Origin of the sequence: Algoriphagus sp. NBT04N3, from assembly GCF_019443765.1 — a bacterium.
In the GTDB taxonomy this organism is placed as follows: Bacteria; Bacteroidota; Bacteroidia; order Cytophagales; family Cyclobacteriaceae; genus Algoriphagus; species Algoriphagus ornithinivorans.
Map to the genome: position 1 here is coordinate 898,687 of NZ_CP048415.1, position 16,490 is coordinate 915,176.

Here is a 16,490-nt window from a genome sequence, read left to right on the forward strand (position 1 = left end):
AATTACCCATAAAAAGCTTAGCCTTTATTCCCTGAAATGCTTTTTAATTCTCTAGATTTCGCAATCTTTCTTCCGATCGTATTTTGCCTTTATTGGTGGATAGGTAAGGAAAAAGTGAAGATGCAAAACTTGCTCCTATTAGCTTCTAGCTATGTTTTCTATGGCTGGTGGGATTGGAGGTTTTTATTTTTAATTGTATTTAGTTCTCTCGTAGATTATTTCGTCGGCTTGCAATTAGGTAGAGAAAAAAAATCATCCAAAAAACGTGATTTTCTGCTCTTTATCAGTATTGTAGTCAATTTGGGATTACTAGGATTCTTCAAGTACTTTAATTTTTTCTTGGATAATTTTCTTACTGCTTTCAAATGGTTCGGAATGCCAATTAATCAGGGCCTTCTCGAAATTGTGCTTCCTGTAGGAATAAGTTTCTATACTTTTCAGACTTTAAGTTACACCATTGATATCTATAGGAATAAGTTTGAACCAACTTCCGATATAATTGCTTTTCTGGCATTCATCAGTTTTTTTCCTCAGTTGGTTGCAGGGCCTATTGAAAGGGCATCTAATCTTTTGCCTCAATTCTATGATCAAAGAAAATTTGATTACGCAGATGCGGTAAATGGTTTAAGGCAAATCTTATGGGGACTTATTAAAAAAATTATTATCGCTGATAAATGCGGAGAATATGTAAACCTTATTTTTTCCAATCATCAGGATTATTCAGGAAGTACATTATTAATTGGAGCCATTCTATTCAGTTTTCAGATATATGGTGACTTTTCAGGTTATTCAGACATAGCAATAGGTACCTCAAGGCTGTTTGGGTTTTCCCTGATGAAAAATTTTGCTTTTCCATATTTCTCTAGAGATATAGCTGAATTCTGGAGAAGATGGCACATATCTCTATCCACCTGGTTTAGAGATTATTTGTATATACCTCTCGGAGGTAGTAGGGGGGGCAAATGGATGGTGATAAGAAATACATTTATCATATTCTTAGTAAGTGGATTCTGGCATGGAGCTAATTGGACCTTTATTGTATGGGGATTCTTACACGCGATCTTTTTTCTTCCACTTCTTTTGACTAATAATAATCGAAGAAATTTGGATGTGGTCGCTCTTAATAGTTTTCTCCCTTCTGTAAAGGATGTAATTTCTATTTTAATCACCTTCTTATTGACTACTCTTGCCTGGATTTTCTTTAGGGCTGATAACGTAAGCCAGGCATTTGCTATTCTTTCAGAAATTGGTTCGACCTCCTTATTTCAATTTCCTGAGTTATTCCCAATATTTACGTTTTGTTTAATTGCCGTTTTTTTAATAATTGAATGGACTGGAAGAACCGGGGATTTTGGTTTGGAGAGGATAGCATATTATTCGCCCAAACCAGTTAGATGGGCTATTTATATGATTTTAATAACTAGTTTATTCCTATCTAACACAGCCGAACAAGAATTCATTTATTTCCAGTTTTGATGATGAAAAGGTTTCTGAAAAATATATTTCTGTTTGGACTTATCTTTTTTTTAGTGGACAAACTTTTTTTCATTCCCATGTTAGTGAATCCTCATCAAATAATTGATCAAAGGATTAGGCATGCACTAGAAGGAAAGTTTGATGAAGAGATTCTTATTTTAGGTTCTTCTAGAGGTGCCAGGAATTTACTCGCAGGAAAAATCGAAGAAGGTTTGAATAGAAGAACTCTAAATTTTTCATATCCAGGATCCAATATTGAATTTCATGAATTCTTACTTAGAATCTACCTTGAAAATCAAAATCCACCTGATCTGATTTTACTTACCATGGACGATAATTCTTCTTTTAAAGAAGATATTTCCTTGGAATTTAGATTAGATCAACTCTATCCGCTTTCTATTTATTCAACCATAAATAATGAGTTTATCGCAAGAGGAGAGCGTACCTTTCTTTCCAAATTTTTTGCATTGGGCAGAGTAAGCAAGTCTACCTTTGATTTTGGTCAACAGACCTTTACGAAATATGATAGTCTTTCCTCTAATGGCTCTATGCCTGTATCTTTTCAGGATGAGAGGTTTAATCAGATCTATTTTGATAACAACATTGATTATTCTACTGAGGATGAATTGGAAAGTAGAATTTCATCCTTTCAGAAAATTCAATCCATGTGCGCAGAGAATGCCATCGATTTAGTGGTGATTTTCCCTCCAAATTTTAAAAACCTCAATCCAGGATTTGTCGAAAGAGTTAAAAATGTAACTTCATATGGAAGCATTTATCTTTATCAATCTCAAAATCCCATTTACCAGAAAGGGGAATATTTCCACGATTCAAATCATTTAATTGATAGAGGCGCAGAAATTTTCACTCAGGAAATAATTGATTTTCTCAAGTCTTATCAAAAAATGTAGTCCCATAAAAACATTCATGAATTAGAGCTTCACAAACGGGAATGAAAGAGTTGACTTTTCGTATAAGTAGAATATTGAGATTTACTTATCAGTTATGTCGACACAAATTGAATTCGAGCAGGTGATTCACCGTGGCTGCGGCCTAGATGTACACCAAAAGACGATCGTATCTACTGTCAGTGGTATTGACGTTGCGACTGAGACCCGAACTTTCGGGACTTTTACCTCCCAAATTGAGGAGCTTAAAGTATGGCTAAACTCTCTTTCCATTACTCATATTGCCATGGAAAGTACCGGAGTTTATTGGAAACCTGTCTATAACATACTGGAAGAGGATTTTAAGATTATTCTGGTAAATGCCAGGCATATCAAGCATGTTCCCGGTCATAAGACAGATAAAAAAGACAGTGAATGGATTGCCAAGTTGCTGCTGAGCGGTCTGTTAAAAGGGAGTTTTGTTCCTGCCGAGTGGATACGGGAGCTGCGGGATCTATGCAGGTATAAACGTAAACTGATTGCACAGCGTGTCGCCCAACGCAACAGGGTGCATAAAATTCTGGAAGACGCCAATATCAAACTGGCCTCGGTGGCTTCAGACATCTTTGGAGTCACGGGTACACTGATCATCGATGCCTTGATCCAGAAACAGGAGGATGCTGAATACCTGGCCAACCTTGCCAAAGGCTCGTTGCGCAAAAAAATGGCAGACCTCAAACTTTCTCTTCAGGGAAGACTCACCGAGCACCACCGATTCATGCTATCTACGCTGCGTGATTCCATGGATTCGATCAACTCACAGATCGGGGACATCGAGGCTAGAATTGAGACTTATGCAGTCGAGGTTCAACAGGAAGTCGAGTTACTCCAGACCATTCCCGGAGTGGGAAAAGAAACCGCCATAAATATGCTGGCCAAGTCAGGCATTGACATGGAGGTTTTTCCTGATCACAAACACCTGGCATCCTGGGCAGGAGTTTCCCCGGGCAACAACGAAAGTGCAGGCAAGAAAAAGTCAACCCGAATCACACATGGGAACAAATACCTGAAAACTGCATTGGTTGAAGCTGCTTGGGCCGCATCACATACCAAGGATACCTATTTGAGCCGTAAATACAGAGCAATAGCTGCGCGAAGAGGATCCAAAAAGGCACTGATTGCAGTGGCCCACAAAATAGTGATTGCGCTATATTATATCCTCAAAAATAAAGAGCCCTACCTTGAGCCTGACGATACGGTTTATCAGCAAAAAAGAAAGCAGGCGCAGATCAAGAAATCTTTAGAGCGCCTGCGCGGGCTCGGGGTCCAAGTGGACATCCGTCCCAATTAAATTTAAGTAAAAGTTCGAGCTTTTATTGGTGATCTACAAGTCCCGGAATAAAAACTGAACTGAAAGGCCAAGAACAAACGGTTATTGCTTCGAGCATGTAGAAAAAATTTTACTCTCTTACTTGGCCTAACTTATTTAAACCATTTTACCACCTCTATGAGGGTAGAAAAAGTATGCCCTCCCAGTTCTGAAAATAGCTAAATAGGCCACTTTCTGGTTTTTCTCTTTCAGAAAAAAAAAGCCCGTAGAATCTACGAGCTCTTTTGAAGGCATAGCCTGATTAAAACTTAACACTGATGTAAATTTCCCCACTTTTAGGACCAAAAAAAATACCCTCTACAGGGTATTTTTAGGGTATAAAAAATCTTTAGGTTCGAAGAAATATAGTTATTGAAAGTTTTTGAATAAAAACATGGAAAATAATTCCTCTTTTTTCAACCTATTTTCAGACTTAGCGTAATAGCCTTCAATCAAGATCACTGCTTAAAAAAAGTAGCTTGGGTTCACCTTATAAGTATAGAAGCCTATGGAAGTTAAAAGTTACTAATCCCACTTGAATTTGCGGCATTTTACCGCTAACAGAGATTTAATAAAATTTGACAAAAGCATTCTTCCTTTTGGAATAAGCATTGCAAGTTAATCATCTGTTTTTATTTACTTTGTCCTGTAATTCGAATCGAAAGGACGAAACCCAAAGAATTATCCAAAACCAAATAAATCTTAATCCAATCCCTAAAATGAAAGAAAAGTTTATCTCATTTTCGCTCAATCGCTCCTTAATGTTCGCATTGGTTGCGTTGCTTGCTGTGGGTGCTTGTAAGTCCAAAAAGAAAGCAGTACAGCCAGAACCGACTCCAGCTCCTGTAGAGCGCGTACAAGAAACCCCTCCTCCTGCACCAGCTCAGCCTTCTGCCGAAGAAGTTGCTGCACAAAAACTGGAAAGTGCTTTCAACTCTGTAGCAGGAGCATCTAACGCATCTATGGCTAACCAGTCCATCGAACAGACCTTGGCGATGTTCTCTAATCAGCAAACACCGGTTTTGATCGTAATTCACGAAGAAAACGGAATCAAAGATTATGATGAACCTACTACTATCCGTAAGTATCTTGAGTACTTAAAGGATACTAAAAAGAATCTGAACTACATCTCTGATATCCGTTTGGATGCCAATGGTAAAGTTTCAGAACTTGAACTGAGAAGAAAATAACCATCCTAAGAAAATCAATCCGCATGAAATCAAGCATGAATTTGTCTCTTATCTATAAGAACAGAGCTTGTATGGTTTCTTGTGGCCATTTAGAAAAAATGATATACCAATGAAAAATAAATTAATACTCTTTCTTGGCCTTTTCCTTGCGAGCTCTGTAGTAGCTCTAGCTCAGTCAGAAGATATTAGCCCTTCTAGAAAGCAGGCTATTGATTCTTTGGCTTTGGAGAAAGTAAAAGACCTTAGTAAATACATCGCCATCATCGGAAGCAAAGAAACTCAGTTTTCTGAAGCAAACCGTGTAATGGACAGAGCTGAAGAATTATTCGCTCCAGGAGCTGAAATGGGTGTTTCTAGCATCAACTCCAACGAAATCGCTTACTACAAAGTAAGAAGATACTTCGAGCGTTTGATGGCTTTGAACTATGACCGAGTAAATATCACTTGGTACGATATTCAGTACATCTCCGACTTGGAAAGACAGCCTGACGGCCGTTATGTAGGTGTGATTACCATCTTCCAAAGATTCGAAGGTACTTCTATCGAAACAGGAATGAATTACAAAGACACCACAAAGAAAGACATCACTATTTACGTAGAGAAAAAACAGACTCAAATCGCTGGTAGAACCATCGAGTTCTGGGACGTAATGCTTGGTGATGTGAGAGTGACAGAAACCTCCGCATGAGATTTACCTTAATTACCCTTGCGATTCTCCTCGCAAACATTTCGATTGTTTCCGCCCAGGGCATTGGCTCTGGCGGAACAATCAAAGATGACGGCCGATTTGCCGCTTCTACCAAACAACTCAATCAATTTTTCAGAAGATTCAATGCTGAAGAATCACCGGATGGAAACACCCGATTTTATCCCGGAGATTCTCTTTATCATAATAGACCCCTAAGACAAGGCTTTATTCAGATCTTGTTTGACAACCAGACCAGCTCTGTGTCCAAAGACCTGAAAACACAATTTATCAATACCGTTCTCTCTGATGGATATCCCCAGTATTTGAATTTTCACAGAACAGGATGGTTTTCAGAAGTACAGGCTGAATTTATCTTCAAAGGAAAGCGCGAAAAAGTAACCTTGATTTTAAAATTACAGCCGGAAGGATTGGGCTACGAATGGGTCATTGATGCCGTAAGTTTCCCTCCTTTCAAAAACCTATTTAATAAGCCTGTAGGAGATGAAAAGGATTTTCTTCATCCTCTTTCTCATGAATTGGGCTTTATGAATCTCAGAAGAGCCTTTCAGGATTCCAAAATGCCTGAAGCCTTTACAGGGAATGCATTTCATCCGGATTATTTAACCCTTTTCCTGTATGAAATGAAGCAAAATAATCTTCGTTTCTCAACCGTTAATGAGGTGAAGTTTCACTTCTTTCAAATTGAAGGTTGGTATTTCGAAGTATCTCAATTTAACCGACCAGGCTTCAACACCGGTTGGTTGATCTCCAATCTCGTCAAATTAAATCCTGGAGATAAAGAGACGATTCAACAGTATATCTATGATCAGAAGTAGTAGTGTCATCTTTCTTTTTATTTTTTTGTTTGGAGCTCAGCAAAGCTTTTCCCAGACAGTAAAAGGCTATTCTAAGCAGGAATTGGACGATTTTTCTTCTAAAGTGGAAGATCAGGTTCGCTTCTTGGAATATCTTCTGAATACTATTGGCTCATCCGAAACTTCGGCACGGGACAAAGATGTAATTATCCGAGAGAGTTTTTTAAAGATCTTTAGAGATGGGATTGTACAAGTAGAAGACGACTTGCTTCAAGACCGAATGGTGGTGACCAATAAAGATGTCACTGCCTATATGAAAGATATTGAGTTCTTTTTCAAGGATGTGAATTTCAAATTTAAAATCCGTGAGGTTAAACCATCCCAGAAAGAGAATGGTCAGGTGTTTTTTGTGGTTTCTCTGGATAGAACTATCACGGCGACTTCCAAGGATGGAAAGAAGATTGCCAATACCAAGCCCCGCTTTGTAGAGGTCAATCTAGACAACAAAAGCCAAGAGCTTAAAATCGTCAGTATGTATACCACCAAACTCAGCAGAGATCAAGAGCTGAATGAATGGTGGCAAAGCTTAAACCCAGCCTGGAAATCATATTTCAGAGGAAGATTCAAAATCGGAGCTTTTGACTCTATAGGCTTGGATCATCTGTATAAATTCGTTTCAATCGATTCCCTGGATATTTCCGGGACAGACTCATTGCTTAACTTGAGACCTTTGGAAGCTTTGAGAGACTTGAAATATGTTGATCTGAGTAATACCAAAATCAGAGCTTTAGGTCCTATTTCCAATGTGACATTTTTGGAATACCTCAATGTATCCAATACTCCAACCTCAGATATTCAGTTTATCAAATATTCGGACAGGCTCAAGCATCTGGATATTTCTAATACTAGAATTCAAAATATCAGTGATCTGAAAAATTTGAAATCACTCAAGAGTTTGAAGCTGGAAAAGACTCCAATCCTGAGCTTTGCGGTACTCAATGAGTTTGACAGCCTCCGATCCCTAGATTTGACTGAAAGTGGCTTCAACAACACTGAAAACATCAAGGCGCTCAATAAATTGGAGCATTTGAATCTCAGTAAAAATTATTTGGTGAATTTTGCTCAATTGGCTGAATTGAAATCTCTCAAAACGCTGAATCTTGCTGGAACCAATATTCAGGATTTGACACCTTTGATCAATTTGGATCAACTAGAATTGGTGGACCTGACCGGAACTGAAATAGCAGACATCTCTGTGCTGAATGGCAAGTCTAATTTGGAAAAAGTTTTAGCAGACGAAACCAGACTATCTGTAATTTCTGCTGATAATTTTATCAGAAACAACCCTAATGTATTGTTAATCCACCATGTGAAGGATTTAGAGTCTTGGTGGGCTGGTTTATCAGATGCATGGAAAGCAAGGCTAAAACAGGCAAATCCAAGAATTCAATCAGACCAGCCAAATGTGGAGATTTTAACTGCCACCATTGGATTGGAAGAGTTGGATTTGTCTAGTGCAGGTATTGAAAGCTTGTTGCCTGTGACTCGCTTTGTCAAATTGAGAAAAATTGATTTTTCTGATAATCCTATTTCTGACCTGCTTCCTTTAAGTGAAGTAAATACATTGGAGGAGATTAAGGGTCAAAATACCTTGGTAAAAGATTTGAGTCCAATTAGAAACAATTCAAAGATCAAAAGACTGGATTTCAGCGAAAGTCCTATAGAAAGCATTTTACCGATTGTAGGTCTTCCTGATATCTCTTATTTGAATGTGAATAGGTCAGCCATATTTACTGAGGAAGTTCCTGAGGTATTATTGAAAAAACCGGATTTGACGCTGATTTATAGGGTGCAGTTTCTGGAAAATTGGTGGACAGAATTACCGCAACTTTGGAAAGATATCTTTAGGAGAGAATTCGGAATGCCTGAAAATCCAAGTGTAGAGCAATTACATAATTTGACAGCTAAATCTTATTTGCAATTAGACAGAACGGGGATAGAGGATATCAGGCCTTTGACAGCATTTGTAAACCTTAGATCGCTCAGTATTTTCGATGCGCCTTTGTCAACCATTGCTCCTATTTCTGAGATGACCCTTTTGACAAACTTGAAAATTTCCCAAGCACCGGTTGTAGATTTTCTTCCTATTTCCAGCTTGTTTGAATTGGAGAGCTTGGATATTTCCAATACAGGAATTGAGGATTTAGAGCCTTTAGGAGCTTTGAGCAATTTGAAAAAGTTAAATCTTTCTGGCACAAATTTGAAAGTATTAAGAGGACTTGAACCTTTGATCAATTTGCAGGAATTAGATGTGGCAAGTACCAATTTGCGTTCATTAAGGCCGATAGAAGGATTGACCAATTTGAAGAAATTAAGTTGCTTCAATACCAGACTGAACAGTAGGGCAGTGGATCGCTTCAAAGAAAAAGTCCCTGACTGTGAAGTCAGATTTTATTAAAAATATTTTCAAATGCCCAGAAGATAATCTGGGCATTTTTTTTATACCCCAGTCACTCTAAAAGAAGGATATTAGGTTCCTAGGTTGTGACATTGGAAAGATAATTTTTAAGATAAAAACAAGATATGCCTTCGGAAAGATATTTATCCCGTAGGGATTTAAGCTCGGTAGTAAAAGGATTCAAGGACTCCTGTCCATGCCTTAGGTATGGTAGAAAGTGGAAATACGATAGAAATATATAGAAATACGCCTGTGGCGAAATACGGGTCAAATCCCCCTTTGGAAATGTAGATTCGGTTTAGGACCAGAGCTTTTGGAAAGGGGGCAAGGGGGATTTTAGATGAAATACCTTAAAAATAAATGGAAGAACCCGATTAGATTAAAAGATATTTTTAAGATAAAAACAAGATATGCCTTCGGCAAGATAGTCCTTAGATCGTATTCGTATCAAAAGATCCAAAGGAGTGGACGATTAAATAGCCGTGGGTTTTAACCCACGGATCTTGGTACACCGACCCCTTCCCCAGCGCTGGCCCAATATCTCCAATTGGAAACGATGACTTGATGCCAGCAAGACGGAGAGGGAATTACATTAGAAATAAAGGAAATACGCCTTTGGCGAAATATTTATCCCGTAGGGATTTAAGTTCGGTAGAAAAAGGATTTAAGGACTCCTATCCAGGCCGTAGGTATGGTAGAAAGTAGAAAAATGATAGAAATACGCCTTCGGCGAAATATTCAAAAGATATTTTTCAAGATAGAAACAAGATATGCCTTCGGCGAGATAAACCTTTGATGTAACGAGAATCAAAAGCTCCAAAGGAGCGGACGATTAAATAGCCGTGGGTTTTAACCCACGGATCTTGGTACATCGACCCCTTCCCCAGCGCTGGCCCATAATCTCAAATTGGAAACGGTAACTGAACGCCAGCAAGACGGAGAGGGAATTATATTAGAAATAAAGGAAATACGCCTTCGGCGAAATATTTATCCCGTAGGGATTTAAGCTCGGTAGTAAAAGGATTCAAGGACTCCTATCCATGCCGTAGGTATGGTAGAAAGTAGAAATACGGCTTCGGCGAAATATACGAAAATAACGAAAAGATATTTTTCAAGATATCATCAAGATATGTCTTCGGCGAGATAGATATTGAATCGTACTCATAGCAAAAGCTCCAAAGGAGCGGACGATTAAATAGCCGTGGGTTTTAACCCACGGATCTTTGTACACCGACCCCTTCCCCAGCGCTGGCCCATAATCTCAAATTGGAAACGGTAACTGAACGCCAGCAAGACGGAGAGGGAATTATATTAGAAATAAAGGAAATACGCCTTCGGCGAAATATTTATCCCGTAGGGATTTAAGCTCGGTAGTAAAAGGATTCAAGGACTCCTATCCAGGCCGTAGGTATGGTAGAAAGTAGAAAAATGATAGAAATACGCCTTCGGCGAAATATTCAAAAGATATTTTTCAAGATAGAAACAAGATATGCCTTCGGCGAGATAAACCTTTGATGTAACGAGAATCAAAAGCTCCAAAGGAGCGGACGATTAAATAGCCGTGGGTTTTAACCCACGGATCTTGGTACATCGACCCCTTCCCCAGCGCTGGCCCATAATCTCAAATTGGAAACGGTAACTGAACGCCAGCAAGACGGAGAGGGAATTATATTAGAAATAAAGGAAATACGCCTTCGGCGAAATATTTATCCCGTAGGGATTTAAGCTCGGTAGTAAAAGGATTCAAGGACTCCTATCCATGCCGTAGGTATGGTAGAAAGTAGAAATACGGCTTCGGCGAAATATACGAAAATAACGAAAAGATATTTTTCAAGATATCATCAAGATATGTCTTCGGCGAGATAGATATTGAATCGTACTCATAGCAAAAGCTCCAAAGGAGCGGACGATTAAATAGCCGTGGGTTTTAACCCACGGATCTTTGTACACCGACCCCTTCCCCAGCGCTGGCCCATAATCTCAAATTGGAAACGGTAACTGAACGCCAGCAAGACGGAGAGGGAATTATATTAGAAATAAAGGAAATACGCCTTCGGCGAAATATTTATCCCGTAGGGATTTAAGCTCGGTAGTAAAAGGATTCAAGGACTCCTATCCATGCCGTAGGTATGGTAGAAAGTAGAAATACGCCTACGGCGAAATATACGAAAATAACGAAAAGATATTTTTCAAGATATCATCAAGATATGTCTTCGGCGAGATACAGATCAACTCCCCCTTTGGAATTATAAACTCAAATAAGTGCGATTTAGAAATCAAAAGCCTGAAAGGATTGAACCTTTCAAGTGTGCCGGGCATGGCACTATACTATAGGGTGCGCTATCTCAACGGAGAGAGCAAGTCCCGAGGGGGCCATCTGACGGGAACCCCATAGCCAAAGCCAAGGGTGTTCCGGGCGACCGGAAATCTGAAGGAAGGCAGCGGCAAAATCCAGATGTGGACGAACAGAAACCGGATAGTAGGCTTGCAGACTTGGGGAAGTGCGCTTTGAAGCATCTAATCCCAACAGTCAGACGGAAGGTCTGTGAGTAAATCGGGCTGCATCGGAAGAAAGTATAGTGTCTTACCCCGGGAGATCTGTGGCAGGGGCAATTGCCGGAGGTACGAGCGAGTGCTGAAGGAATCCAAGCCGACAGAAGTCAGCAGAAGGCGTAGTACTGATATAAACAGGAAGGCCCGAATTTTCTAAACAAGGAAGCGAACTTAAAGTGAGTAAAAAGAACGAACCATCGAAAACAAGCGCAAATGCCGTACAGACCGAACTGTTCACCGGCAGGCTTGACTCTGGTCTTCCAAAGGGAGGCGGAACTTCCCGAAGGGATCAGAGGATGGAGTTATTTTCTCGACTGGAAGAGCAGCGTACCTTGACCAAGAGTACAATGGACAGCGTGAGCGACACCCTCCATCTACTTCATGCTTTCAAAAGAGTCAGGGAGAATGGAGGCTCAGCGGGTATCGACGGAGTTACGCCGAACGATTATGCGCAGAACCTTGCATTGAGGATCAATTCCCTCCAGCAGCGGCTAGACTCAGGTACCTATGAACCGAGTGCGGTCAGGGGAGTTGAGATTGAGAAGCCAACGGGGGGAACACGGCTGTTGGGAATCCCCACGGTAGAGGACAGAATAGTGCAGCAGAGCATTCAGAATGAGCTACAGCGAATATTCGATCCCTACTTCAGCGAAAACAGCTTTGGATTCCGTCCGGGCCGTTCAGCACATCAGGCGATAGAGCGGGCCAGTGACTATGTTAAAGAGGGTAAGATATGGGTGGTGGACATTGATCTAAAAAGTTTCTTTGACCAGATCAACCATGACAGGCTCATGAATAGGCTTAGGAACAGTATATCTGACAAGAGACTGCTGAAGCTGATACACAAGTTCCTGCGGGCCGGCCTGATGAAGGGCGGCTTGGAAACCCAACGAATGTCGGGTACTCCACAGGGAGGCCCCTTATCACCCCTTTTGTCAAACATAGTATTAGATGAACTGGATAAAGAGCTTGAAGCAAGAGGTCTGAGCTTTGTCCGATATGCAGACGACTGCAATATCTTGGTCAGCAGCGAGCGATCGGCTCACCGGGTTTTCGAATCGATGGTTGCATTTATCGAGGGTAAGCTCAAACTGAAGGTAAATCTTGAAAAGAGTGGTGTCAGGCGATGCGATGAGGTCAAGTTCCTAGGCCATACGGTTATGGGTGATGGCAAAATCCGTATAGCCGACAAAAGCATCGAGAGATTCAAGAAAAAGATCAGAGAGGTGACCAAACGAAATCGGGCCATTCCATTGGGAAGGCTGATATCGGAAACCAATCTGATCATTCAGGGCTGGGCAACCTATTTTCGCAAATGCAACACATGGCTGAGCGGACTTAAGGAGATGGATGGGTGGATACGCAACCGAATCAGGTGCTATGCCCTGAAATCCCACGGGCGCAGATATCCGACATACTGTTTTCTGAGGTCTTTGGGAGTGGAGACGAAACGGTCATGGAATGCAGTGAAATTCCACGGTTGGTGGTCTATGGCAAATCTTAACTATGTCCGCAATGGAATGGGCCTTGCTTGGTTTGCAGGATTGGGCTTAAGATCACTGGTCGTTGTACAGAAAGGTTGAAACTTTAGAAGAAACCGCCGCGGTACGTTAAAGCGTATGCCAGGTGGTGTGGGGGGGACGGCGGCTCGACCGCCTACCCATCCCGATTAGCCACGCCTGTGGCGCGCTGGCCCGAGCGCAACTCGGGGTAAAAGGTTGACAACCACCCATCCCAGCGCTGGCACTTAATCTCCATTCTGAAACGATGACTTAATGCCAGCAAGATATCCCAGAAACATTGTGGGAATACTCAATCCCGTAGGGATTTAAGCTGGGTAGATAAAGGATTTAAGGTGTCCTGTCCATGCCGTAGGTGTGGAAGAAAGTAGAAATACGATAGAAATATTTAGAAATACGCCTTCGGCGAAATATCCGAAAATAACGAAAAGATATTTTTCAAGATATCATCAAGATATGCCTTCGGCGAGATACAGATCAACTTCCTTTTTGGAATTAGAAACTCAAATAAGTGCGATTTAGAAATCAAAAGCCTGAAGGGCTTAAACTCCTCAATAGCCTCGGGTGCAACCCGAGGTAAGAAAGATAAATTATCCCCCAGCGCTGGCCCAATATCTCCATTTGGAAACGATGAGTTAATGCCAGCAAGACGGCCAGGAAACATTAAATCAACCCACCAATCGATTTCTTGAGTTGAGGAGTATATATATAAATAATATCCATACCCACTTTCTGGCAAACCATTGAAGGCTTTGTCCGGATTACAAATCCTACGATAAGAGCTCGAGATTACAAATCTCGAGCAGCTTAGGAGATAGACCTCTAGTCGTACCCATGGCAAAAGCACCAAAGGTGCGTAATTTATTAGCCCCGCCATTGTCGGGCAGGCCCGAGTGAAACTCGGGGTATAGATGCAATCAATTATTTACCCAGCGCTGGCCCATAATCTAAAATTGGAAACGGTAATTCAATGCCAGCAAGACGGAGAGGAAACATTAAATCAACCCTCCATGAGATTTCTTGAGTTGAGGCATTGATATAAATATCCATACCCACTTTCTGGCAAACCCTCAGAGGCTTTGTCCGGATTGAAAACCCTACGATAAGAGCTCGAGATTACAAATCTCGAGCAGCTTAGGAGAAAGACCTCCAGTCGTACCCATGGCAAAAGCTCCGAAGGAGCGATGATTTCTTAGCCCCGCCTGAGGCGGACAGGCAGGGGTTTCAACCCCTGGATCCAAAATGAACCGCTGTTCCCCAGCGCTGGCCCAAAATCTTCAATAAGAATCGAAATCACCGTGCCAGCAAGACGGCAAGGAAATCTTAATTAAACCTCGAACGGTTTATCCGAATTACAAATCCTATGATAGGAACAACTCAAAAAAGAAAATCCCACCCATTTTTTGGGAAGGATTTTCGATTATTTTCCTCTCTTTCGAAAGGGATTAAGGGAATAAAAAGTTTGAAAAAAAGTCCCTTAATAATTTTCTAGAAAAAACTAGGAGAAAAGCTGCTTAATCACCCTATTCCAAAGGTAGAGTTTGTCTTTCAAAAATAAATACCCTGTACAGGGTATTTTTTATGCTTTATAGCCAAAAGTTTTCCACATTTTTATATATTTCAAATAATTTGTATAAATATATCAATTGTCAAATTTATTCATTTTGAAACAATAGACTCATTCATACATGTTTTTAGGTCGTTTGTATTTTTGGTTGTCCGGTGTCAAATCTTGAAAAAACTAGGTGGCGAAACATAGTCTTTAAAGCCCCAAAAGCTCCTGCTATCTCTGAGGCTGAACTTCAATTAAAACGCCAGATGTAAATTTTCTTATCATTAAGCCTAGCTGTCATTCTTTTGGAGAACCTAAGTTCATATGATAGCATTCAAATTTCAAAATCTTTCTTTCCAGATTTGATTTTCCGTTTCAATATTCCATTTTGCTTTAAATGCTCACTCAATCCTTCAGATTCAGAAATATAAATACCTTTCTCTTTGTAGAGGCTACTCTTCTTTCATTGACCCTGATCGGAGCTGCTTTCATTGGATTTGATATTTCTGATGAAGGATTGTATGCCTTCCTAGCTGATCCTTTGCAGCCAAACCCTCAGGCAGTATTTAATTATGATTTATTTTTCAAACTGATATTCAGCTTAACTGAATTGAAGTTTTCACTTATTCAGCTAAGACTTCTCCGTTTGCTTGGCTACCTGATCGCAGCTTGGAGTTTGGCTGTTTTTTTAAAAAATTACATTGCCCATAAAAAAGCCAGTTGGCAAATTTTCTCCTTCACCTTTATTGGAATTTGTCTTGGATATGCCTTTCTGCCACAGACACTATCTTATAATTCATTGAATGTTACACTTACTTGTGTTTGGCTGGCAATTTTATCCATACCCATTAAAAAATCATTTCAATACCTTTTGATAGGTGTTTCTATAGCATTGATTTTCTATGTCAAATTTCCCACGGCCATCCTTTTATGTGGGATCACCTACATCACATTATTTTACCTTGAATCGCTGTCTTGGAAATGGATGCTGATCCTATTGCCCCTTCTCTTATTTGAACTTCTTTTCTGGACCCTTTTTCAAGAAAATGCTGTGTTAAGACTGTCTGAAACACTTGGAAATCAATTAGAAAGACCTCAGTATAATTTGCTTGATTTAATGAAGTCCCCACTTGTAGGAATCTTTTGGCTCTGTATCAGCTCCATTGGTTTTTTCCTTCTGAAACTCCTAGATAATAAATCCAAGCTTAAGCCATTTCTAGTGATTCTATCTTGCTTGATTTTCATATCAGTGGTTTACCTAACTCACATCACACAAGAATGGAATCATCTATTTTTGTTGACCCTTTTCTTGTTTGTCATTCATAGGCTATATAATAGTTTTGGCGAAATTTCTTCTGCTCAGTTACCTTGGGTTCTGATTTTAACCTTTCTCCCTTTTATACTTCATCTCGGAAGCAATGTATACTGGTTGAGAATAGGCATCCACTATGCAGTGTTTTGGATGCTTTTGGTGGCAATATTATCTAAGAGAAGAAATCAAATGCTAATTGGCTTAAGTATCTTCTCCTTCATTTGGATAATTAATGGTCTGGTTTTCCAACCATTTGAACAATCGCCTCTCTTTGAATCCAAAAGCTATTGGAAAATCCCCGACAACTCCGGATTGTTTTTGGATAGCTCATTAGTTGAAATTTTAGAGAAATTGCAGGTTGAGTTGGATGGAGAAGATAATGTACTGGCTTTCTTCCGAAATCCTGGATTAGCTTACCTATTGGGTAAAAATATCTCAGGTCAGGCTATGGTGTGGGATCCTAGTCAATTGAATACGCTAATTAATTTTGAAAAGGGATATCCTGTAATTTTTTGTCCTTCTGAATTCTCTGACCCAATTTTAGAATTACAAAGCATGGAAAAAACCTACATAGATTCCTACAAATCAAGACCTATTTACATATTTCAAAAGCAATCCCAAAACTGATTTCTTAACTTGCATTAATAAATTTCGACCATCTTGCCATTAT

At 40.0% G+C, this 16,490-nt stretch carries 9 protein-coding genes; all 9 read left to right on the plus strand.

Annotated features, from left to right (window positions below; translation table 11 throughout):
• The first annotated feature begins 36 nt into the window (after window positions 1–36).
• The 9 genes from GYM62_RS03900 (at window position 37) to GYM62_RS03940 (ending at window position 16,447) form a co-directional block, all read left to right on the plus strand.
• Window positions 37–1,476, plus strand: coding sequence for an MBOAT family protein (locus GYM62_RS03900; protein ID WP_219958389.1), 1,440 nt, complete (start codon window positions 37–39; stop codon window positions 1,474–1,476).
• A 77-nt stretch (window positions 1,477–1,553) separates the two neighbouring features.
• A complete protein-coding gene (locus GYM62_RS03905) occupies window positions 1,554–2,387 on the plus strand; it encodes a hypothetical protein (protein ID WP_219958390.1) in 834 nt (277 codons plus the stop codon).
• A gap of 94 nt (window positions 2,388–2,481) precedes the next feature.
• Entirely contained in the window at window positions 2,482–3,714 is a 1,233-nt protein-coding gene (locus tag GYM62_RS03910) for an IS110 family transposase (protein WP_219958391.1), read from the plus strand.
• Between the two features lie 737 nt (window positions 3,715–4,451).
• The gene (locus tag GYM62_RS03915) at window positions 4,452–4,922 is read left to right on the plus strand and encodes a nucleoid-structuring protein H-NS (protein ID WP_144604459.1); all 471 of its coding nucleotides are present in this window, start codon (window positions 4,452–4,454) and stop codon (window positions 4,920–4,922) included.
• A gap of 109 nt (window positions 4,923–5,031) precedes the next feature.
• A complete protein-coding gene (locus tag GYM62_RS03920; RefSeq protein ID WP_091654750.1) occupies window positions 5,032–5,610 on the plus strand; it encodes a hypothetical protein in 579 nt (192 codons plus the stop codon).
• Window positions 5,607–6,446 carry a hypothetical protein gene (locus GYM62_RS03925; RefSeq protein ID WP_091654480.1) on the plus strand — a complete coding sequence of 280 codons (840 nt, stop codon included), beginning with the start codon at window positions 5,607–5,609 and terminating at the stop codon, window positions 6,444–6,446. The genes GYM62_RS03920 and GYM62_RS03925 overlap by 4 nt, the downstream gene beginning before the upstream one ends.
• Window positions 6,433–8,883 (plus strand): leucine-rich repeat domain-containing protein, encoded by a 2,451-nt coding sequence (locus tag GYM62_RS03930; protein WP_219958392.1) that lies wholly within the window; start codon window positions 6,433–6,435, stop codon window positions 8,881–8,883. The genes GYM62_RS03925 and GYM62_RS03930 overlap by 14 nt, the downstream gene beginning before the upstream one ends.
• A 2,729-nt stretch (window positions 8,884–11,612) precedes the next feature.
• Window positions 11,613–13,019 (plus strand): group II intron reverse transcriptase/maturase, encoded by a 1,407-nt coding sequence (ltrA, locus tag GYM62_RS03935; RefSeq protein WP_219958393.1) that lies wholly within the window; start codon window positions 11,613–11,615, stop codon window positions 13,017–13,019.
• Window positions 13,020–14,905: 1,886 nt separating this feature from the next.
• Entirely contained in the window at window positions 14,906–16,447 is a 1,542-nt protein-coding gene (locus tag GYM62_RS03940) for a hypothetical protein (protein WP_219958394.1), read from the plus strand.
• Window positions 16,448–16,490 lie beyond the last annotated feature (43 nt).